The 22,168-nt window shown below is 43.2% G+C and carries 14 protein-coding genes, 4 tRNA genes and 3 rRNA genes; 9 read left to right on the top strand and 12 right to left on the bottom strand.

Going from position 1 to position 22,168, the window contains the following annotated elements; genetic code table 11:
* Positions 1-77: 77 nt before the first annotated feature.
* The 7 genes from FD724_RS16140 (at position 78) to FD724_RS16110 (ending at position 5,204) form a co-directional block, all read left to right on the top strand.
* A complete protein-coding gene (locus FD724_RS16140) occupies positions 78-956 on the top strand; it encodes a M48 family metallopeptidase (protein ID WP_114084511.1) in 879 nt (292 codons plus the stop codon).
* Positions 957-1,017: 61 nt separating this feature from the next.
* On the top strand, positions 1,018-1,902 hold the full coding sequence (locus tag FD724_RS16135) for a hypothetical protein (protein WP_179073314.1): 885 nt from the start codon (positions 1,018-1,020) through the stop codon (positions 1,900-1,902).
* Between the two features lie 80 nt (positions 1,903-1,982).
* Positions 1,983-3,104: an alpha-hydroxy acid oxidase gene (locus tag FD724_RS16130; protein ID WP_179073313.1), complete on the top strand. Its 1,122-nt coding sequence runs from the start codon at positions 1,983-1,985 to the stop codon at positions 3,102-3,104.
* 108 nt (positions 3,105-3,212) lie between these two features.
* Positions 3,213-3,296: transfer RNA gene (locus FD724_RS16125), tRNA-Leu, on the top strand.
* 53 nt (positions 3,297-3,349) lie between these two features.
* On the top strand, positions 3,350-3,619 hold the full coding sequence (locus FD724_RS16120) for a hypothetical protein (RefSeq protein WP_245246164.1): 270 nt from the start codon (positions 3,350-3,352) through the stop codon (positions 3,617-3,619).
* A 351-nt stretch (positions 3,620-3,970) separates the two neighbouring features.
* Complete coding sequence (locus FD724_RS16115; RefSeq protein WP_163926595.1) at positions 3,971-4,768, top strand: WecB/TagA/CpsF family glycosyltransferase; 798 nt, start codon at positions 3,971-3,973, stop codon at positions 4,766-4,768.
* A 364-nt stretch (positions 4,769-5,132) separates the two neighbouring features.
* Positions 5,133-5,204: transfer RNA gene (locus FD724_RS16110), tRNA-Gln, on the top strand.
* 90 nt (positions 5,205-5,294) lie between these two features.
* Here the strand turns inward: FD724_RS16110 and FD724_RS16105 are convergent.
* Entirely contained in the window at positions 5,295-5,774 is a 480-nt protein-coding gene (locus FD724_RS16105; RefSeq protein ID WP_012411525.1) for a hypothetical protein, read from the bottom strand.
* A 206-nt stretch (positions 5,775-5,980) separates the two neighbouring features.
* On the opposite strand from FD724_RS16105, the gene FD724_RS16100 reads away from it, so the two are divergent.
* Entirely contained in the window at positions 5,981-7,279 is a 1,299-nt protein-coding gene (locus FD724_RS16100) for a hypothetical protein (protein WP_114084507.1), read from the top strand.
* A gap of 102 nt (positions 7,280-7,381) precedes the next feature.
* Here the strand turns inward: FD724_RS16100 and FD724_RS16095 are convergent, their stop codons facing one another.
* The 8 genes from FD724_RS16095 to FD724_RS16060 all read right to left on the bottom strand — a co-directional run bounded on the left by FD724_RS16095 (position 7,382) and on the right by FD724_RS16060 (position 17,828).
* Positions 7,382-8,527 carry a SpoIID/LytB domain-containing protein gene (locus FD724_RS16095; RefSeq protein WP_179073312.1) on the bottom strand — a complete coding sequence of 382 codons (1,146 nt, stop codon included), beginning with the start codon at positions 8,525-8,527 and terminating at the stop codon, positions 7,382-7,384.
* A gap of 228 nt (positions 8,528-8,755) precedes the next feature.
* Positions 8,756-10,972 carry a polysaccharide biosynthesis tyrosine autokinase gene (locus FD724_RS16090; protein WP_179073311.1) on the bottom strand — a complete coding sequence of 739 codons (2,217 nt, stop codon included), beginning with the start codon at positions 10,970-10,972 and terminating at the stop codon, positions 8,756-8,758.
* A 561-nt stretch (positions 10,973-11,533) separates the two neighbouring features.
* Positions 11,534-12,493, bottom strand: coding sequence for a ribonuclease Z (locus tag FD724_RS16085; RefSeq protein WP_114084506.1), 960 nt, complete (start codon positions 12,491-12,493; stop codon positions 11,534-11,536).
* A gap of 150 nt (positions 12,494-12,643) precedes the next feature.
* Positions 12,644-12,761, bottom strand: a 5S ribosomal RNA gene (gene rrf, locus FD724_RS16080).
* 61 nt (positions 12,762-12,822) lie between these two features.
* Positions 12,823-15,720, bottom strand: a 23S ribosomal RNA gene (locus FD724_RS16075).
* A 254-nt stretch (positions 15,721-15,974) separates the two neighbouring features.
* A tRNA-Ala gene (locus tag FD724_RS16070) sits at positions 15,975-16,047 on the bottom strand.
* A gap of 88 nt (positions 16,048-16,135) precedes the next feature.
* A tRNA-Ile gene (locus tag FD724_RS16065) sits at positions 16,136-16,209 on the bottom strand.
* Positions 16,210-16,339: 130 nt separating this feature from the next.
* Positions 16,340-17,828, bottom strand: a 16S ribosomal RNA gene (locus FD724_RS16060).
* The 16S, 23S and 5S rRNA genes sit together here with 2 tRNA genes alongside, the layout of an rRNA operon.
* A 316-nt stretch (positions 17,829-18,144) precedes the next feature.
* Here FD724_RS16060 and nadC point away from each other — a divergent pair.
* Positions 18,145-19,011: a carboxylating nicotinate-nucleotide diphosphorylase gene (gene nadC / locus FD724_RS16055; RefSeq protein ID WP_179073310.1), complete on the top strand. Its 867-nt coding sequence runs from the start codon at positions 18,145-18,147 to the stop codon at positions 19,009-19,011.
* Between the two features lie 544 nt (positions 19,012-19,555).
* On the opposite strand, the gene hisS is transcribed toward nadC, so the two are convergent.
* The 3 genes from hisS to FD724_RS16040 all read right to left on the bottom strand — a co-directional run bounded on the left by hisS (position 19,556) and on the right by FD724_RS16040 (position 22,109).
* On the bottom strand, positions 19,556-20,947 hold the full coding sequence (gene hisS, locus FD724_RS16050) for a histidine--tRNA ligase (RefSeq protein WP_179073309.1): 1,392 nt from the start codon (positions 20,945-20,947) through the stop codon (positions 19,556-19,558).
* Between the two features lie 125 nt (positions 20,948-21,072).
* Entirely contained in the window at positions 21,073-21,519 is a 447-nt protein-coding gene (locus FD724_RS16045) for a DUF3598 family protein (RefSeq protein WP_114080494.1), read from the bottom strand.
* A gap of 398 nt (positions 21,520-21,917) precedes the next feature.
* A complete protein-coding gene (locus tag FD724_RS16040) occupies positions 21,918-22,109 on the bottom strand; it encodes a YqaE/Pmp3 family membrane protein (RefSeq protein WP_114080493.1) in 192 nt (63 codons plus the stop codon).
* Positions 22,110-22,168 lie beyond the last annotated feature (59 nt).

The raw sequence follows: 22,168 nt of genomic DNA, 5'->3' as shown, positions 1-22,168 counted from the left end.
TCGTTATACTAACTGTGGGTGGCTGGTTAAATAAACAGCCAGATTCCATAGTTGTGTTTTTTATAGCTTGCTGCACTATGTCTTTCTTCAAAACCCCTCTGATTGGTTTAAAAGCTGACTCATTTCGTCATCCATTAGACCTGGAAGCTACTAAAACGCTCAAGCAAATACCAGGCATAGATATGTTGGTGCGAAATTGGCTCGGGCCAATGGCAGAGCAGGTTTTCTATGTAGAAAATATTGCTTCCAGCATTCTGGTAGGTGAAAATCAACTGCCCGATTTATACAAGCTGTTGTTAGACGCTTGTGAAATTCTGGATATAGAGCCTCCCCAGTTATACGTCCGGCAACATCCGGCTCCCAACGCCTATACTTTTGCTGTGCGCGGTAAACAGCCCTTTGTGGTGATACACACATCCCTAATTGATATCCTCACCCCAGTGGAAATCCAGGCAGTAATTGCCCACGAGTTAGGACATCTCAAGTGTGACCATAGCGTTTACTTGACCCCTGTAAATTTACTAATATTAGCTGCGGCAATTGTGCCCAATGTCGGAACCTTCGTTGCTCAAGCGATACAGGCACAACTTTTAGAATGGGTACGCTGTGCTGAGTTTACCTGCGATCGCGCCGCATTACTAGCAACCCAAGATCCCAAAGTTGTCATGTCAGTGTTGATGAAGCTGGCGGGTGGTTCCCCAACTTTAGCACCACAACTGAATCTCGATGCCTTTGTTGCCCAAGCCCGCGCTTATGATGACATTAGCAAGACCGAATTAGGCGAAATGGTCAAAACCGCTCGCACAGCCCAATTAACCCATCCAGTGCCCGTGTTGCGGGCGCGAGAAATTGACCGTTGGGCAAGCAGCACAGAATATCAATCTTTAATCCAAACTCATGGATTGAAGTCAACAAGTAATGAAGTTGCACCCAAAGGCGGCTGGCGAAACTGGTAGAGTTACTAATGATGCGATCGCACTGTGATGTAAAATACTGGTACAGCCCAAAAATCAGCTAATGACCAGGTTCCCTTACGACCAATTCGCCAAAGACTATCTTAAAGAATTGTTACAGCCATTGGGAGAAGTGGAAACCAGTCGGAAAGTTCCAGCCCAAATCCGAGAGATTGATGTTTATTTTGTACCTCCACCCCAATCCACAAAAAATCCAATAGAATTAGGGCTGTTAGGGAAATTTGCGGCTGAACCTGCATTAGTTGAACCATTTAGAAATGCGGCGACGATTGCGGAAATCCGCAGTTGTATAAATAAGCTATTTGATATCTTTGCTGAAGTAAAACGTCAGGCTAAAGGTGATAAAAGTCGTCTTGCAGAATCAGAATTACCACGTTTGTGGATTTTGTCACCCACAGCTTCTGAATCTATACTAGATGGTTTTAGAACTAACCTAGATCAGGAAAATTGGGGAATAGGAGTACATTTTTTAGGCGATTACTTTAGAACGGCAATTGTAGTAATTCACCAATTACCGTGTACAGAAGAAACACTATGGTTGAGAATTTTAGGTAAGGGAAGAGTCCAGCAACAAGCAATAGACGAACTAGAAGCACTTCCCCAAAATAATCCCTTACGTTCCAAAGCAATTGATTTATTATTGAATTTAAAGACTACCTTAGAATTCAATCAAAATATAGACGAAGAGGATAGAGTTTTAATTATGCGTTTATCACCTATTTACGAGCAAAAATTAGCAGAAGTTAAACAAGAAGGAATTCAAGCAGAACGTCGTAATGTTATAGAAAATTTGTTGCGAGTTCGCTTTGGTTCTTTAGATGCAGAACTAAGAGGAGTTACTGAAGCTTTATTGGCATTATCTCCAGAAGAGTTTACTCCTTTATTACTGCAACTATCCAAAGAAGAATTATTAGATAGGTTCCTTTAAAAGAACTCAGTTAATAAATAAATCGTTCAATAAAAACTCGGATTAAAAAACATCCTATTGGTTAACCCACAGCCGCTACCATGACAGTTGTATCCAACGACCATCGCTTTCAACCCATAAATCTCTTTGAGTACGAAAAGCTAGCAAAAGAGCATCTGTCTCAAATGACCCTTGATTACTATAGCAGTGGTGCTTGGGACGAAATCACATTACGAGATAATTGTGCTGCCTTTGAGCGAGTCAAGTTAAGACCTCGGATATTAGTCGATGTTAGCGATCGCAATCTCACTACCTCTATTTTAGGACAACCCCTGCAACTACCTATATTAATTGCGCCAATGGCCTTTCAATGTCTAGCCCATCCAGACGGAGAAGTGGCCACAGCCCGAGCTGCCGCATCAGCTGGTGTGGGAATGGTATTAAGTACAATGGCCACAAAGAGCATTGAAGAAGTAGCGACTGCGTGTGATAAATTTCCAGATTCTCTGCGATGGTTCCAGCTTTACATCCATAAAGACAAGGGATTAACTCGTGCTTTAGTAGAAAAAGCTTATAAAGCAGGCTACAAAGCACTTTGTCTGACTGTAGATGCACCAGTTCTCGGACAACGCGAAAGAGATAGACGTAACGAGTTTGCCTTACCCACAGACTTACATCTGGCTAATCTCGCCACCATCTCAGGGCTAGATATTTCCCATGAAAAAGGCGAATCTGGATTATTTACCTATTTTGCCCAACAACTAAACCCAGCAGTAACTTGGGATGATTTGGAATGGTTGCAATCTTTATCTCCATTACCTTTAGTCATCAAAGGAGTTTTACGGGGAGATGATGCTGTGCGGGCTGTAGAATATGGGGCCCAAGCAATTGTTGTTTCCAATCATGGTGGCAGACAACTCGATGGTGCGATCGCTTCAATAGAAGCCCTAGTTGAAATCGTAGCAGCAGTGGATGGTAAAATAGAAGTACTGCTGGATGGAGGCATTCGCAGGGGCACAGACATTCTCAAAGCTCTGGCATTAGGAGCAAAAGCGGTACTGATTGGACGACCGATTTTGTGGGGACTAGCAGTAGCAGGGCAAGTTGGTGTATCTCATGTTATCTCACTGCTACAAGATGAGCTAAATGTGGGGATGGCACTTAGCGGCTGTGCAAACCTACAGGATATTAACCCTAGTTTATTGGTGTTACCACGCTTTTAAGCCTTATATAATAGTTAGATATTATTATTCCAGAAAAACTTTGATAATTAATTTTCAAACTTGTTACAAAATCGCTCATCTATAATATAATAGTTAAGTTGGATGTAAGGGCGGGTGGCGAAATTGGTAGACGCACCACACTCAAAATGTGGCGGCCTTGCGGTCATAGGAGTTCGATTCTCCTCCTGCCCACTATTAAACAAGTAAATATAAACAAGTAAATAGAATAGAGAGGTTAAAAGTTCATGCGCCTGAAAAGATGGGAATCTCCCCGTAAAGAAGGTAGGAATGACAAAGGTAGAGGTGGCTCTGCAAGAAAGCGGCAACTCAAAAAGCAACGCCAAATGTTACTTCAAAAACTCAAAGAAGCTAACAAGCCAGACAATAACAAAAATAATCGAACAGGGGAAGATAAGCTTATCTTCCCTTTATTTTTTGGGCTTTTATCTCTTAAGCACATAATTACGTATCAAATTCGGCAGACTGAGTGTCTGGTATTTCGTTTTTCTATGTAAACTAATTACGTAAAAAATACTACCTAGTAATAAAGTTTCTACTAGGAATTTATCATAATTGTAATGCTTGCATGAACCAATCAAAAATTAATTATGAAGAAAGTATGAATTTTGTCAAGCAGCATCTAAAACCCCTAGCTTAAAACAGTAAGCTAGGACACAACACCAAATACTTATAATATTACCAATTAAGCTAAAAGCATACTAAAAAAGCAATTGCACCTCCATGTGTTAACTTCCAACGATGACACAAGCCTATAAAAAGTCAGGAGTCATCCAATCCGAATTATTCAATATTCGGAATGGTCTAAGCAATCTATGGATTTTTTTTCTTGGACATAGGAGTTATTGATGGTGGCAAGAGTGCTTCTACCTACTAAAAAAGTGCTTGATTTCCCTATTACTGCTTTACGTTTTGACGAGCAGATACAAACAATACTGAAGTGGGCGGGTAAGCGTGAGAGTAAAACTGTATACGTAGCTAATGTACACATGCTCATTGAAGCTCATTGGCATCCACAGTTTGCGACAGTATTACGAAATGCAGATATAGTTACTCCTGACGGTATGCCTCTTGTATGGATGATGCGAAAAATGGGGGCTATTTACCAAGACCGTGTGGCAGGGATGGATATTTTTTTAGCATTGTGTCAGCGAACTCAAACACAAAATCTCAGTATTTTCTTTTTAGGTTCCCAAACAGAAATTCTTTCTAGGATGCGAAAAAGGTTAGAGCAGGAATTTCCCCAAATGAAGATTGCGGCGATGGAACCTCTACCCTTTCGTCCCCTGACTGAAACTGAAGACGAAGCCTTAGTTCGAAAGATTAATTCTAGTGGTGCTAGCGCTGTCCTAGTATCTCTAGGATGTCCTAAGCAAGAAAATTGGATAGCTCAACATAAAGGTAAGATACAAGCTGTAATGATTGGACTGGGTGGAGTTTTCCCAGTTTATGCAGGAATTCACAAGCGGGCACCCCGCATAGTTAGAGACTTAGGACTTGAATGGCTGTATCGATGGATTCAAGAACCACGCCGACTTTGCGGTCGCTATGCTAAGACCATTCCACTATTTATATGGCTGGCTACCAAGCAACTACTATCATCAAGTCGGATTGCAGCAGTTTTTCTTCACGAGACTGGGGATTAAGGAAAAGGAAATAAGGCAAGATTGACTGGCGTGGAAAGAAATAATCTAGATACCCCTAGCTTTTATATTCAACGCTAGGTGTCTCAATGGTAAGCAGGAACTAGATGATAAGCCGTTCATAATCAAGTGAAGCAGATTTTGGATGCAAAGAGAATCGCGATCGCAATTCCTTTACCCTTTAAGTGAGTTCGACGATACAGCCAAGCATCAATTCAAGGGTTCACCCCAAAGCCATGAAAGAGTCTAAGTGTAAGCATTCCGACCAATCAATGTCCCGCCGTAAAAATCCTTTATCTGAAATAAACTATTAAAGTACTTGACACAAACCCAGGATTAACTGCTATATTAACTAGAGTAAAGTCGTTGGGGCGTAGCCAAGTGGTAAGGCAGCGGGTTTTGGTCCCGCCATCCCTAGGTTCGAATCCTAGCGCCCCAGTACATCTAAAGACAGGTTGTTACGCCTGTCTTTTAGAGTTTTTATTCAATTAGCTAGAAATTCAACTTAATTTATCTGATTATGTAGAGCTTACTTATCAGGGGATTTGAGAGCTTGGTCTAGAGTTTGCCGAGCCTGTTCTGCTTTAGATCGTGCTTCTTGATAACGTACATTAGCTTGGGCAAAATTTTTGAGGACTTTAAAACCTTCCTTGAGTCGAGTAATTTCCTCTTCAGTCACCGAATCGTCAGTGAACAGAACATCAACCGCTTTGCGAATTTCTAACGCTTCAGCTCGTGACTCCTGAACTTTCAGCTTGAGTGTGGCCAGGTTACTTAAAACCTGGACAGCTTGTGTAATAGTATCCTCACCGCTAGCAGTGTCAATAGTTGACTCTTTAACCTCAATTAATTGTTGAGGGCCAAATCCTTCTTCCAGTTCCGTGGGTAGCTTACCTGCATCCATCAGTTCCATCAGCTGATCCATTGCTTTATCACGGGCTTTGGCTGAATCTTTTCCAGAAACAGTAAGGATAATTTCTGGACTTTGAGCGAGAGTATATTGAACCATATTTGAGCAGAAAATTTGCTGATTAACCAAGCTGAGGGAAACAATTATAACATGTTGTGTGTCAGGTCATTTGTTGGTTTGTTATTTCACTGCCGGGTTGCTAAATTGATGTAATTTCATACTTTATTGTTACCCCTGTTAAGTCGATCAAAATAAAACTTTATACTTAATAAAACGGGAATAAGTTTCAACAGGAGGGGAGAGCAATGGCTCCCAATCCCACCATCATGCAAGCTGTCGAAAAACTGGGCTACCGTGTCACCGTTGGTGATGTGGCAACCCAGGCAGGATTGAACGTCGCTGAAGCTAATCAAAGCTTGTTAGCCCTAGCATCTGATGCTGGAGGACATTTGCAGGTAGCGGATTCAGGTGATATAGTTTTCCTTTTTCCACAAAACTTTCGAGCAATTTTGCGTAATAAATACTTCCGGCTACGATTGCAGGAATGGTGGAAAAAAGTCTGGAGTGTTCTGTTTTACCTGATTCGGATTTCTTTTGGAATTTTCTTAACTGTTTCCATCGCCCTGATAACTGTTACCATCTTCATAATTATTACTGCTGCCAATTCCGATCGCGATGGCGACAATCGCGGCAGTAATTCCGGCGGTGGGGGTTTCTTTTATTTTCCAAATTTCTTCTGGTATCTTAGCCCAAATTATGACACCTACTACCAGGAACGGCGACGTGAAACCAGAGAAGAAAGCAATCTGAATTTCTTTGAAGCTGTCTTTTCGTTTTTGTTTGGTGATGGAAATCCTAACGCCAATTTAGACGAACGTCGCTGGCAAGAAATTGCTACGGTGATTCGGAGCAATCGTGGCGCAGTAGTAGCAGAACAAATTGCCCCATACTTGGATGATATAGGCGAGGGATATACAAGAGAGTACGAAGATTACATGCTGCCCGTTCTGACGCGATTTAATGGACAACCGGCGGTAAGTCCAGAAGGGCAAATTGTTTATTACTTCCCAGAGTTACAGGTGAGTGCAGTTAAAAAGCGCCGTCATTCAATATCATCTTACTTGGAAGAATTGCCTTGGCGTTTTAGTGCTGCAAGTTCAGGGCAAATTATGTTGAGTGCAGGGTTGGGGGCACTCAATTTAGTTGGTGCTTTAGTACTGGGAAGTTTGTTGAGAGATGGCACTGTTGCTGCCCAATTAGGTGGATTGGTAGCTTTTGTGCAAGGAATTTATTGGCTGCTATTGGCTTACGGAGCAGGTTTCTTAGGCATACCGTTATTGCGTTATTTCTGGATTCGGTGGCGTAATCGCAAAATAGGCGATCGCAATCGCGATCGCCTTTCCCGATCAAGGCTATTGGCAAGTCCTGATGCACCTTTGCAACAAAAAATCGACTATGCTCAACAATTTGCCCAAGAAAAAGTCATTAGCAAGGAAGATTTAGTGTATTCTAGCGAAACTGACTTACTTGACCAGGAAGTTGAGCGTTCTGCACAAATTGACGCTGAATGGCAACGGCGCTTGGAACGTGGGAGTGGGGAATAGGAAGCAGAGGGGCAGGGGAGCAGGGGGGCAGGGGAGGTAAGGGGGAATTATTGAACAAATCTCTCCCTTGTCTCTTATTCATACCTAATGCCCAATCCCTGATTACTTCGCCTGAATTGGTGTTAGGGCTACACCTTGATAATAATGTCCCAAAATTTGCAGGTGGTTTACTCCTTGCCGAGCCAGATTGTACGCCCCCCACTGACTCATACCTAAAGCATGACCGTAGCCAAGCCCTTGGAGTACAAAACTACCATCTGCTCCCTTAGTAACGGTAAAGCGAGTACTTTTGAGCTTGAGGGCTGTTCGCACTTCCTCGCCCTGTAGCACCTTCGTACCCTTGTTACCAACAATTTTCAAGACTTTAACACTGCGAAAAGGCGAGTATGTCTCTGGAATCATCGCCGTCGCACTGCCAACTTCAGGAAATTTAGCGCTAATCTCACTGGGCGAGAAGCTTTTCACCCAATTACACTCGCGGATATTTTGATCGTAGTCTGGAACAGCACGCAGGTAAGGCTCACTGCTTCCCCAAACATCTTCTACATTTTCGGTGTGTCCCCCAGAACAAGCATGGAAGACTGAGAGAATAATCCGGTTTTTGTAAGTTAATACCTGCCCTAGTGTGGAATCCACTGCGGCATAAGTAGCGGGAGCTTCACTGATGACACCTTTGTAAATTTGCCAACGATCTGGGGTATTGCCTAAATCGTAAACGGGATTATTCCGTTGTTTTTCACGTTCGTAGAGAGCGTAGGTGCGAGCTGCGATCGCTTGGGCTTTTAAAGCTTCTTGGGGCCAGCTAGCATCCATTTCGCCACCAAGAACGCTGTAGAGATATTCTTGGTCATCAACCCAATTAACAGCCGTTAAGCCTTTTTCTGTGGGGACAACCAGAGTTCTACCCCGATACCAGCGATCGCCAATATAAACAAATCCTTTACCCGTTGGCTCAATCCAAAATAAACCAGACTGCCACTTATCTAAAGCAACTCCGCCAGGAATGGCTTGGGCATAATATGCACTCATCGCTGGTAACTGTCCGAGAGTCCGTCCGGTACTATCCTTGACGATCCCAGTGGTAGAACTGCCCACTTTTACCTGATTAACGCCCCTCTCAATTGCCACGCGCAGAATTACAGACGCTTGGGCTGGGGCAACCAAAGCAATCCATAAGAGGACACTCACCCACCAATGACGTACTTTAATCTGGGAAAATAAAAAGCCTAAGTAAAGTTGGAATTTCATGCTGGTCATCTAATCACACTAGTATCTAATTGACGCTCTGGATTATCACGTCTACTACTTTAAGATGAGACACTTCTCCAACGCAGGAGGTTGCCACCTCCTACTCATTATGCATTTTGCTTTAGCTATCAGCTAGAAATCAGGAGAAGAAGCCAGAAGGCAGTGAGACAATTCCTCTTTTCTATCTATTTCCAATACCCAATTTCCAATTCACAATGCTTCTTCAGTCTAAGATGCCAATACCTTTTGAGAATTACTCACTTCATTAGCGATAATTCCAATTAAATTCAACTGACTCAAAATTTCTGTAGCTTGAGTCAGTTCAGTTCGGGTTACTTTGCCCATGCGCTCTACCATCACAATAGCATTGCAAAAAGATGCCACAATCCTGGCATCAACCGTACCTAAAATAGGTGGAGCATCTATCAGCACTAAGTCGTAACTTTGCTCAAATAACTCTATTAGTTCTTTCATTCGTTGAGAACTGAGCAACTTCACCGTGTCTTCTGGTTCCGGTCCAGTAGTCAAAATATCAATGGAAGGATGAATAGGCTGGATATAATCTTGAAAATCAGTAGTTGTCTCATCAACTAATAACAAAGATAGTCCCCAATCATTAGATAGTCCCAGGATTTTATGCAAGCTAGGATTGTGCAAATTAGCATCAATAACTAATACCCGTCGGTGCATCCGGGTAGCGCTAGCTACAAGCCCTAATACCAAGGTTGTCTTCCCTTCCCCTGGTAGTGCTGAAGTAAACATCAGCGACTTGAAAGGTAAGGGATATTTTAATATTTGAATATTTTGGTAGATCATATCCAGGTTCTCATGGACAGGCAATCTAGTAGTAGCTTCTATTACAGAGTCATTTGATCTGCGCCGCCCCTTCCAAGGCAGTCCCAGCCACCGTTTTTTGGCACTATGCGACGGCAATTTTGGCACTGATCCGAGTATACGTAGATTCGTCAGTTTCTTCAAATCTCCCGCACAATAAATAGCGTCATTAAACTTTTCTAAAATCAAGGCTGCTAAAATACCTAAAATCGGTCCAATCAGAGTTCCTCCAACCAAAAGGAATAATCTGTTATTCCCCATATAAGTCCCTAGAGCAGGTTCTGTTAAAACTTGCCAATTATATCCTTCCTGAGCAATTTTTAGCCCTAAAGACTGTTGCACTTGAAGGAGTTGTTCAAGGGTTTTATGACTAGTTTCTACCTTTGGCAGTAAACGATTGTACTCGGCTATTAAGCTTGGGTACTTGTTTAATTCAGAACGGAGCCGCTGTTCTGACTCAGCTAGGTTCTTTTCATTGGCAGTTAGTCCTAAAACAGTTGTCTGCACCAGAATAAACTCATCTATTAGCGTTGGATCAACCCCTACTATTTGCCCTTTTGAAAGCGGTTCTCCCTTAGTGCTATTAGTAATAGATTTTACCTCTTGTCGTAATAGCGACAATTGACTCTGGCGTTGTTGCCTTAGCTTTTGTACCGATGGATAATCATCTGTATAGCGCAGTCGCTCTTTAGCTAATGCTAGTTCGGTCTTTTGAATTTCACTCAATAATGTTTGATAGCGGCTTGACTGATTTAAACGAGAAGAAATTAGTTCATTCTGCTGGGATGAAGACGCTATTTGTTGCTCCAGGTTATCATAGCGAGCGTTTGCATCTTGAAGGTTGGCACGAGTAGTTTGTAGCTGATTTTGAATATCGGCTAGAGATTCTAGCAATATTTTACTTTGGACTTCGGGATTTAGTAATTTATGTTTTTTGCGAAATTGTTCCAAATTTTTATCAGCTTTACTTACCTCTTTTTTTATCTCCGGTAAGCGAGCATTTACAAAAGCTAGTCCATGATTCAGGCGTTCTTTTTGTTGTTCTTTATTGTAATTTTGATAAACTTTTTGTAGTGCTTGCAGTAATTTTTGTGCTTTGACTGGATCTTCATCATTGAAAGAAACTTTAAATACTTGACTAAAAATTTTATTAGCTCCTATACCTCCCTCTTCTGGAGTTACTTCTAGAGGTGATTTTTTGTTTTGTTTTGTTTGACCATTGATATCCGCTAAGGTAATATCAGGATAATCAGAATGAACTAAATCTACGGCTTTCTGGAGAAGCTTAGAACTCAGCATAAGTTTCATCTGAGTAGTGGAATCAACAACTTGATAATTATAATTAGTAACCTGAGTATCTGCCACGACTGGAATATTATTTGACTGTGCCCCTTGAGATAAATTGGAATTCACCAATATCTGCATATTGCTCTGGTAAGTAGGTTTGGCAATAACAGCTAAAAGGCTAGCAGCAGACATAACTACACAGGAAACCCCCAATATCAAAAAGCGTCGGCGAAGCAAAATAGTAGATAGTTGTCTGATGTCAACTGCGCCTTGTGCTGAAGTAGTAGTAACTTGTTGCTCTTGATTCAGACTAATCTTAGCCACTATTAAACTCCTTTAATATCGAAACAATATATTTATTTGGAAGATTTATGAGAAATCTAAAATGTTTTTTACACCTATGGCCGTAATAGCACACTTAATTATTCTTCCAACAATGACAAGCTCACTTGGCACAATATTATGCCAAGTGGTGCTTTCATGTTCATCAATTCATGCATATAAATTCTTAATCAGTGTTGGAAGAATAAATTTTAAATAAATATTTTATTGAAAGGATAAAAATCTTGACCAAAAATTAATTATTTTGTCTAAGTATTGAAGTAGAAAATCATCTAATTTACAACACTACTATATAAATTAAAGTTCTTTTGATAACTTGTAGTATAAAAAACATTGAGAAAAATATTTAACCCATACTCTTTGGAGATTTTTTCTCTACTTAGATAACCGTAAATTGTTGGTTAACTAGTTGACTTACTTGTAAAATCAAACTGCTGTTTATTTGCTGGGCGTTATGATTTGGAGTACTAAACTCCAAGATAGAGCCTGGTTAATTTTAGATTGTAGATTAGAAGGGTTCAATAGAAAATCTAAAATCTAAAATTAAACGCCTACCTTGGTTAACTCTACTTCTCGTCGTCTGGGTACTTCATGAATCATGAAATCATAAGCCATGTCAGTGCGGGGAAAAATAGCACGGGCTTCTTTGAGGAGATCCTTCAACTCCAAGGTATTGCCAGGAGCATAACGGGGGCTGAAATGACTCATAATCAGTCGATGTGCCCCAGCAGCTAAAGCTGTTTGCGCTGCCATTGTGGTTGTGGAATGCAAGCGCTGAAAAGCCATATCTGCATCTTGATGGGCAAAGGTTGCTTCGTGAATTAATACATCTGCATCATGAGCTAATTCCACTGCACCATCACAATAAATAGTGTCTGTACAATAGGCAATTTTCCGGCCAATTTCTGTAGGCCCGCATAAATGGGTGCCATCAATCACCCGACCGTCGTCTAGGGTAACAGTTTCACCGCGCTTGAGTTGACCGTAAATACGACCAGAAGGAATTTCCAAGGCTTTGGCTTTTTCCACATCAAAGCGTCCTGTCCGATCTTTTTCAGCTACGCGGTAGCCGAAAGCTGTAATCCTGTGATGCAAATTACCGCAGCTAACAGTGAAGTCATCGTCTTCATAAATTACCCCTGGACGGATGGCGTGAACTTTAATTGGGTAAGAAAAGTGTGTGTAGGAGTAACGTGAGGCGGATTGAATGTAATCATTTAATCCAGGTGGTCCATAGATATCAATTCTTTCCACATTGCCAGCCAAGCCGCAAGTAGCAAGAAGTCCCATCAAGCCAAAGATGTGGTCACCGTGCATGTGGGTGATAAAAATTCGGGAGAGTTGACTGATTTTCAGCTCACTCCGCATAATTTGATGCTGGGTGCCTTCACCACAGTCGAATAACCACAGTTCTGCCCTTTGGGGTAATCTCAGGGCGACACTGGAAACATTGCGCGATCGCGTGGGTACACCGGAACTCGTCCCTAAGAATGTTATCTGCACAGTGTTCTTTAGTCTTCCTATTGCTCAATATTGCAACTCTATTTTCTATAGTGACACGGTTATTGATTTATTTTTTGATAGCCCTAATCAGAAAAACCAAAAACCCGATAGCTATTAGATAAGCTAACGGGTTTTAGTTTTAAATATAATCCCTGGCAGCGAGCTATTTTTGCGTAGGGCGACCCCTAAACTATCGTTGCCGCAACAGCGTTTCACCTCTGAGTTCGGGAAGGGATCAGTGTGGTTCCACCGCGCAATAGACACCAGGAAAGATTGTAGAGTCAGAAGACCCTGAAGACTGCACAGAAACGCGAAACCAAATGATTTTTGAGGTCAAGCCCTCGGTCTGTTAGCACGGCTCGGCTACATACATTACTGCACTTCCACCTACCGCCTAAGAACGGGTGTTCTTCCCGTGACCTTACCCACTTACGTGGTGAGAGCACTCATCTTGAGGTGGGCTTCCCACTTAGATGCTTTCAGCGGTTATCCGCTCCGCACTTGGCTACCCAGCGTTTACCGTTGGCACGATAACTGGTACACCAGCGGTGCGTTCCTCCCGGTCCTCTCGTACTAAGGAGGACTCCTCTCAATGCTCTTACGCCTGCACCGGATATGGACCGAACTGTCTCACGACGTTCTGAACCCAGCTCACGTACCGCTTTAATGGGCGAACAGCCCAACCCTTGGGACGTACTTCCGCCCCAGGTTGCGATGAGCCGACATCGAGGTGCCAAACCTCCCCGTCGATGTGGACTCTTGGGGGAGATCAGCCTGTTATCCCTAGAGTAACTTTTATCCGTTGAGCGACGGCCATTCCACTCTGCGCCGTCGGATCACTAAGGCCTACTTTCGTACCTGCTCGACTTGTCAGTCTTGCAGTCAAGCTCCCTTTATGCCTTTACACTCGCCGCACGGTTTCCAAGCGTGCTGAGGAACCTTTGCGCGCCTCCGTTACCTTTTAGGAGGCGACCGCCCCAGTCAAACTGCCCACCTGAAACTGTTCCCTGACCGGATAACGGTCATGGGTTAGAATTCTAGCTTCGCCAGAGTGGTATCTCACCGTTGGCTCCATACTCCCCACAAGGAATACTTCATCGCCTCCCACCTATCCTGCGCAAGCCAAGCCCGAACACAATTCCAGGCTACAGTAAAGCTTCATAGGGTCTTTCTGTCCAGGTGCAGGCAGTCCGTATCTTCACAGACATTCCTATTTCGCCGAGTCTCTCTCTGAGACACCATCCAGATCGTTACGCCTTTCGTGCGGGTCGGAACTTACCCGACAAGGAATTTCGCTACCTTAGGACCGTTATAGTTACGGCCGCCGTTCACCGGGGCTTCGGTCGCTAGCTTCAAGGTTTCCCCCTGACCAACTTCCTTAACCTTCCGGCACTGGGCAGGCGTCAGCCCCCATACTGCGTCTTAATGACTTTGCGGAGACCTGTGTTTTTGGTAAACAGTCGCCTGGATCTCTTCACTGCGACCCACGTCTTAGGTGGGCACCCCTTCTTCCGAAGTTACGGGGCCATTTTGCCGAGTTCCTTAGAGAGAGTTATCTCGCGCCCCTTGGTATTCTCAACCTCCCTACCTGTGTCGGTTTCGGGTACAGGTAACTGTAAGTTAACGTGTTTAGAGCTTTTCTTGGAAGCTAGACTATGCCACTTCCCCACCGTAGTGGGTCGTACTCACGCCTCAACTCGAAACGTTTTCGCCGTCTCTCAACATCTTGACGCTTGAGGCCATGAACCAACATCCGGCTGACAATTATCTTCTCCGTCCCTCTGCACAACCTACAATCAGTACGGGAATTTTAACCCGTTGTCCATCGACTACGCCGTTCGGCCTCGCCTTAGGCCCTGACTAACCCTCCGGGGACGAACCTGGCGGAGGAAACCTTAGGGTTTCGGGGCATTGGATTCTCACCAATGTTTGCGCTACTCAAGCCGACATTCTCACTTCCGTTTCGTCCACGAAACGCTTGCCGCTACTGCTTCTACCTACGACGGAACGCTCCCCTACCGATTAATCGTTTATTATTAATCCCACAGCTTCGGTACATCGCTTAGCCCCGTTCATTTTCGGCGCGAGAGCGCTTGACTAGTGAGCTATTACGCACTCTTTCAAGGGTGGCTGCTTCTAGGCAAACCTCCTAGTTGTCTGTGCGCTCTCACCTCCTTTATCACTTAGCGATGATTTGGGGACCTTAGCTGGTGGTCTGGGCTGTTTCCCTCTTGACAATGAAGCTTATCCCCCACTGTCTCACTGGCAATGTGTCTTTCTGGGTATTCAGAGTTTGTCTCGATTTGATCCCAGGTCTCCCAGCCCGCACCGAAACAGTGCTTTACCCCCAGATATAATCATTACCGCTGCGCCTAAACACATTTCGGGGAGAACCAGCTAGCTCCTGGTTCGATTGGCATTTCACCCCTAACCACAACTCATCCGCTTGATTTTTCAACATCAGTCGGTGCGGACCTCCACTTGGTGTTACCCAAGCTTCATCCTGGCCCATGGTTAGATCACCAGGGTTCGGGTCTATAAACACTGATTATCGCCCTTTTCAGACTCGGTTTCCCTTTGGCTCCAGCATTCTCGCTTTAACCTACCAGTGCCTATAAGTCGCCGGCTCATTCTTCAACAGGCACGCGGTCAGACTTTTAAATAGTCCTCCCACTGCTTGTAAGCTAACGGTTTCATGTTCTATTTCACTCCCCTTCCGGGGTTCTTTTCACCTTTCCCTCGCGGTACTGGTTCACTATCGGTCACACAGTAGTATTTAGCCTTACGAGGTGGTCCTCGCTGATTCACATGGGATTCCTCGTGCCCCATGCTACTCGGGATTCAGCTACTATCCTTGAGTTTTCAACTACAGGACTTTCACCTTCTTTGGTGCAGTATTTAGCTGCTTCGTTTAACCGCTAGATTCGATATTGCTGTCCCACTACCCCAATCGGTAAACCAATTGGTTTAGGCTCTTCCCCTTTCGCTCACCACTACTTAGGGAATCTCTGTTTTGATTTCTCTTCCTCCAGCTACTAAGATGTTTCAATTCGCTGGGTTGGCTCTCTCCTGCCTATATATTCAGCAGGTAGTATATAGGGTTGCCCCATTCGGAAATCTCCGGCTCAATGTTTGCTTCCAACTCCCCGGAGCATATCGTCGGTAACCACGTCCTTCATCGCCTCTGTGTGCCTAGGTATCCACCGTTAGCCCTTATTAGCTTGACCACTCAATTCATTTGGTGTTTCACAATTTGCATTCACAAAAACAAATAGTTAGTTCTGCTTACCTCGTCACTTCGCACTGATTTTACTCAGCACTCACAACTCAGCAATCAGTACTAAGAATGTCTGTGTCTGCCTGCTATTTTCGCGTTTCTATGCAGTTTTCAAGGTTCTGGCTGAGATACAACTCAGCAGTCTGACACGTGTGTCATGTTGCTGAACTCTCACTCTTTTTTTTCAATGGCAATCGCCACAGGTGGAGGTTAGCGGACTCGAACCGCTGACATCCTGCTTGCAAAGCAGGCGCTCTACCAACTGAGCTAAACCCCCAGATACAATTAAAAATTGATAATTAAAAATTAAAAATTGAATCTTCTTCATTTTTAATTTTGCATTTTACATTTTTAATTGATTCAGGTGGGCCATCCTGGACTCGAACCAGGGACCTCACCCTTATCAGGGGTGCGCTCTAACCACCTGAGCTAATAGCCCATTTCGAACCAAATCATAGTTTGAAAGCTTTTTACATTCTGCTCATGTCTGCGACCGACCTAGGTTAGACCAACTTACTATCTATTTAACTGTGTGTTTTTCGATATGTAAGGGGTGTAGGTCTCCCTAAAAAGGAGGTGATCCAGCCACACCTTCCGGTACGGCTACCTTGTTACGACTTCACCCCAGTCACCAGTCCTGCCTTAGGCATCCTCCTCCACGAATGGTTGGAGTAATGACTTCGGGCACTACCAGCTTCCATGGTGTGACGGGCGGTGTGTACAAGGCCCGGGAACGAATTCACTGCAGTATGCTGACCTGCAATTACTAGCGATTCCTCCTTCACGCAGGCGAGTTGCAGCCTGCGATCTGAACTGAGCTCCGGTTTACGGGATTTGCTTGCATTCGCATGCTTGCTGCCCTCTGTCCGGAGCATTGTAGTACGTGTGTAGCCCAAGGCGTAAGGGGCATGCTGACTTGACGTCATCCCCACCTTCCTCCGGTTTGTCACCGGCAGTCTCTCTAGAGTGCCCAACTTAATGCTGGCAACTAAAAACGAGGGTTGCGCTCGTTGCGGGACTTAACCCAACATCTCACGACACGAGCTGACGACAGCCATGCACCACCTGTGTTCGCGCTCCCGAAGGCACTCTTCCCTTTCAAGAAGATTCGCGACATGTCAAGCCTTGGTAAGGTTCTTCGCGTTGCATCGAATTAAACCACATACTCCACCGCTTGTGCGGGCCCCCGTCAATTCCTTTGAGTTTCACCGTTGCCGGCGTACTCCCCAGGCGGGATACTTAACGCGTTAGCTACGGCACGGCTCGGGTCGATACAAGCCACGCCTAGTATCCATCGTTTACGGCTAGGACTACTGGGGTATCTAATCCCATTCGCTCCCCTAGCTTTCGTCCCTCAGTGTCAGTTACGGCCTAGCAGAGCGCCTTCGCCACCGGTGTTCTTCCTGATCTCTACGCATTTCACCGCTACACCAGGAATTCCCTCTGCCCCGAACGTACTCTAGCTATGTAGTTTCCACTGCTTTTATCTAGTTGAGCTAGACTCTTTAACAGCAGACTTACATTGCCACCTGCGGACGCTTTACGCCCAATCATTCCGGATAACGCTTGCATCCTCCGTATTACCGCGGCTGCTGGCACGGAGTTAGCCGATGCTTATTCCTCAGGTACCGTCATTGTGTTCTTCCCTGAGAAAAGAGGTTTACGACCCAAGAGCCTTCCTCCCTCACGCGGTATTGCTCCGTCAGGCTTTCGCCCATTGCGGAAAATTCCCCACTGCTGCCTCCCGTAGGAGTCTGGGCCGTGTCTCAGTCCCAGTGTGGCTGATCGTCCTCTCAGACCAGCTACTGATCGTCGCCTTGGGAGTCCATTACACTTCCAACTAGCTAATCAGACGCGAGCTCATCTCTAGGCAGTTAACCTTTCACCTCTCGGCACATCCGGTATTAGCCACCGTTTCCAGTGGTTGTCCCAGACCTAGAGCCAGATTCTCACGCGTTACTCACCCGTCCGCCACTGTGTCCGAAGACACCGTTCGACTTGCATGTGTTAAGCATACCGCCAGCGTTCATCCTGAGCCAGGATCAAACTCTCCGTTTTAATTGGAAAGCTCTATAGCTCTTTTAGCTGCTCTTTTTTAACTTCAGCTTAGTTATCTTTTTATTTTCTTGACGCAATACACTTGCTGTATAATTGCTTTCAAACTATAATATTTTCAAGGTTCGGTATTACCTTTTCGCGAGTCGCTTTAAGCTCTCCGCTTCAGGCACTTATTCAATATAGCGAACACACTCCCTTGTGTCAACTATTTTCTCCAAAATAATTTTGGACTGTTTTTCTATCGCCATCAAAGCCTTAGAGTGTAAGAGTTTTAAGCTATAGTATTCCTGGAAGTTACTAAGGAAGCAATATATTTGTGAGTAGTTCTGGTGTTTTACCGCCTTGGCTGGTTTTAGATCCTCTTTTGCGTGGCTGGTTGTTGGAGGATATTGGTCGGGGCGATCGCACAACAAATACGCTACTAGTAGAAGATGTGACGCTAGGCTCGGCTAAATGGATAGCGAAAGCTTCAGGCATAATTACTGGCTTATCGGTTGCAGCTAGGGTGTTTCAGATTTTGAATGAAAAAGTCAGCTTTGCGGCGGTTGCGGCTGAAGGTACATGGTGTGAGCCGGGACAGGTGGTAGCTGAAATTCATGGTTCGCTGGATGCGCTACTGATGGGGGAACGAGTTGCTCTCAATTTGGCTATGCGGTTGAGTGGGATTGCTACGCTCACTAATATATATATAGAGAAAATTGCTGATTTACCTGCTCAGTTGGTGGATACGCGTAAAACTACACCAGGTTTGAGACTGTTGGAAAAGTATGCGACTGCTGTGGGTGGAGCGATTAATCACCGTATGGGATTGGATGATGCAGTGATGATTAAGGATAATCACATTGCGGCGGCAGGTGGAATTGAAAAAGCAGTTACCCGTATTCGTTCTCAAATACCTTATCCCTTGACAATAGAGGTAGAGACTGAAAGTTTAGAGCAGGTGAAAGAAGCCTTGAAGCACAATGTTGACATTATTATGTTAGACAATATGCCTGTGAATATGATGCGTGAGGCGGTGCAGTTGATTCGTGAGCGGAATAGCAGGGTGAAAATAGAGGCTTCAGGGAATGTGACTTTAGAGACGATTCGCAGTGTGGCAGAGACTGGTGTTGACTATATTTCTAGCAGTGCACCGATTACTCAGTCAAAGTGGTTGGATTTGAGTATGAGGATTGCACTTTAGATAAGTAAGGTGAATTATTTTACTACAAAGTTTGTATAGTCTTAGTTTATTGAAGATAAAATTTCACTAAAAACAATCTATCTATATTACTATTTGATCTTCTAAATATCGGATATAAACATTAAGCTATATTCTGACTTAATTTCTTAAACTTAATATAATCAAATTTACTCATAATTCTTATGAGGCAATAAAGAACCGCTAATTTCTCTGGATTTCTAAAGTTTGCGAATCAGTGTTTTGAACCCGGAGACTGTTCGAGTTTTGTGTAGGAGATTGTTGTGTTGAACCCTGTAAAAGGGGTCTTTGTTGATCAATTTGTGACGGTCTACACTTTTTCTAAGATACAAGGTTAGGCTTTGTTCCTGATACTGTTGGCAAAATATAACTTTATAGTTTAAAGCAGCAAAAAACCTGATTTTTTCGTAGTCTGCTTTGGCTAAGGGAAAACCAATATTTTTAGAGACGACAGGTTTATCGTTGAATTACAATGTTAAGAAATAATTCACCAATAGCATCACGAATGAAATCCAAATTTTGTAGCTTATGAAGCAAGCCTTTTTTTAACTTCCTCAGCCAAATCTACCAGTAACACTTCTACTTGCTCACCTGTTTTCAAATCTTTCAGGGAAGACTTTTGTGTTGCTGCTTCCTCAGAGCCAATAATTACACAAAATTGAATTCCTTGTTTATCGGCTAGCTGAAATTGTTTACCCAAGGGACGCTTATCAAAGTTAGTGATAACATTAATTCCACACTGACGCAGATGTTGCGAAACTTTTAAATAAGTTGGCATTAAATCTTCTTGCATATTCACTACCATAACCTGGGCTGGTGTAGCAGCTAAGGTACTAAGAATACCAGCTTTTAACAATCGACTAATTAAGCGAGTTAAACCAATAGAAATGCCTACACCAGGCATTTTTTCACCTAAGAATATCCCAACTAATTCTTCATATCTCCCGCCAGAACAGATGCTACCTAAAGCTTCATGTCCTAATAAGGTTGTTTCGTAAACTGTACCAGTATAGTAATTAAGACCACGAGCAATGGATAAATCAATACAGAAACGATTTTCGGCCACTCCGAGATTACGCACGCCTGTAATTACCGTTTCTAATTCGCTAATCCCCAGGCTTAATTGCTCGGTTTCTGGCAGATTTTGGGTGAGATGCTTAAGTTTATTTAATACTTCATCAACAGAACCATTAATTTTAATAAAATCAATAATTTTTTGAGTCTGTTCTCCTGAAACTTCCTCTTTTTCTAATTCTTGTTTTACTTTATTTTCACCAATTTTTTCTAAATTATCAACAATACCAATACACGATTTAATTTTATCTTCAGTAATTCCTACTGACTTAAAAAAACCTGTAAGAACTTTACGATTATTGATGCGGATCAAAAAATCACCAATATTTATTGCTTCAAATATCTCAGTGATAATTGCAGGCATTTGAGCATCGTAGAGTAAACTGAGTTCACGACGAGCAACTACATCAATATCACACTGCCGGAACTGGCGAAAACGCCCATCTTTTGCACGTTCTCCTCGAAAAACCACATCCATTTGGTAGCGGGCAAAGGGAAAGGTTAACTCATTCAGGTGACGGGCAATATAAGCTGCTAAAGGAACTGTTTGATCAAACTTTAATGCTCTTGCTTCCGAACCAGTTTCGCCCGATTTATCTCTCTCGGCTTGTCGATTTGGTGGCAGAATGGGGTCAATACCATAAATGATATTATCGCCTTGATTTCCTTTAGCTTGAAGCACTTCTAAACGTTCTATAGCAGGTGTTTCTATGGGTGTAAATCCATAGCTTTCAAAAACTCTACGAATGATATCTAGCAAATATAACTCTAGACGCTTTTCATTAGGCAGAAATTCTGGGAAACCACTAGGAGTAGAAAAGTTTATTTTGTCACCTTTTGCCATGCGTGTACCTTACTAAGTTGAAATTTGAGAGAAAAGCCTAACCATTTGAAGCTGTCGCTACACAAGCAAAGTCCGCCTGCGCGGACTAGAGAATAATGATTGATGATCTCTGAAAACAGAAATTACTATCTTAGCCGTTCTTCTTGAATTAAGGTGCGTTGAAAGATTTTATTATTCTTAAACCAATGCCAAGTACGGGCACGATTATTGCTGTCGGGACTAATATAGATCATTTCGTATAAACTCATTTCTGGGTTAGTTTTATAACTAAACCACAAAATCACAACAGAATCATCAATTTCCCAGGCTTTTCCTTGGATGCGCTCGGTGTCAAACCAGAGTTTATTATCTTTATAGCTTCCTGGAAATTCATGCTTTTCTTCTTTCCCATCAGACCACTTATAGCGATTGATTTGATAGTAGGGATGAGGGCCATTTTCTGGAAATTGACAGCTTAAGTGAGACTCATAACTGTCGAGGATTTTTCCTGTTGTATCAATTAATGTATAAGTTCCTACCCAATCTCCCTCATGACGGGCAAGTACGGGCATTCCTTCTCGAAGATTAGACATTGCAATTCACCTCTCAAAAACTTTGGGTAAGGGATACAACACAAGCGAACTACCTTACACTTACCGCCGGGGTAAATAAGTGACGGACTCAAACCGCAAGTTCCCTTTGGTTGTAGCAGGACGCAAATCATTAGCCATTTATCGTACTAGTGTTTGAGTCAGACTAGGTTCCACGCCGCAAAGCTTATTATATAATGCTGTATGTAGTACTAACAATTCGATTTAGTACTCTGCTTTTCTAGCTTGTATGGACTAATTTTTGAATTCTACACACAACCAATTGTCCACTAATTATGCAAGTTAAATTTGGAATTGGTACAAAATGAAATGGTGCGTTACGGTTTTAAGCGTAACGCACCATACTTAATATTTGATATTTACCAATTTTCTCTTGCGTATTAGTAAATACCACTTTCTCGATTTAGTTGTTCATCATGCTTGGCAATGACCCAAATTGCATGAATACTGCCGGGTAGCCAGCCTAGAACTGTGAGCAAAATATTGATAAACAATGTAGGACCAATTCCAACTGTCAGGAAAACGCCTAAAGGAGGCACTAACAAACCTAGAAGATAACGAACTAATTTCATGATTTTGCTGTATTTTTGTGATTTTCTTTAGTTACATTCTTTGAAGATGCCGATTTAGT

It is taken from the genome of Nostoc sp. C057, assembly GCF_013393925.1.
Classification (GTDB): Bacteria; Cyanobacteriota; Cyanobacteriia; order Cyanobacteriales; family Nostocaceae; genus Nostoc; species Nostoc muscorum_A.
This window is presented reverse-complemented; position numbering and strand designations above follow the sequence as displayed.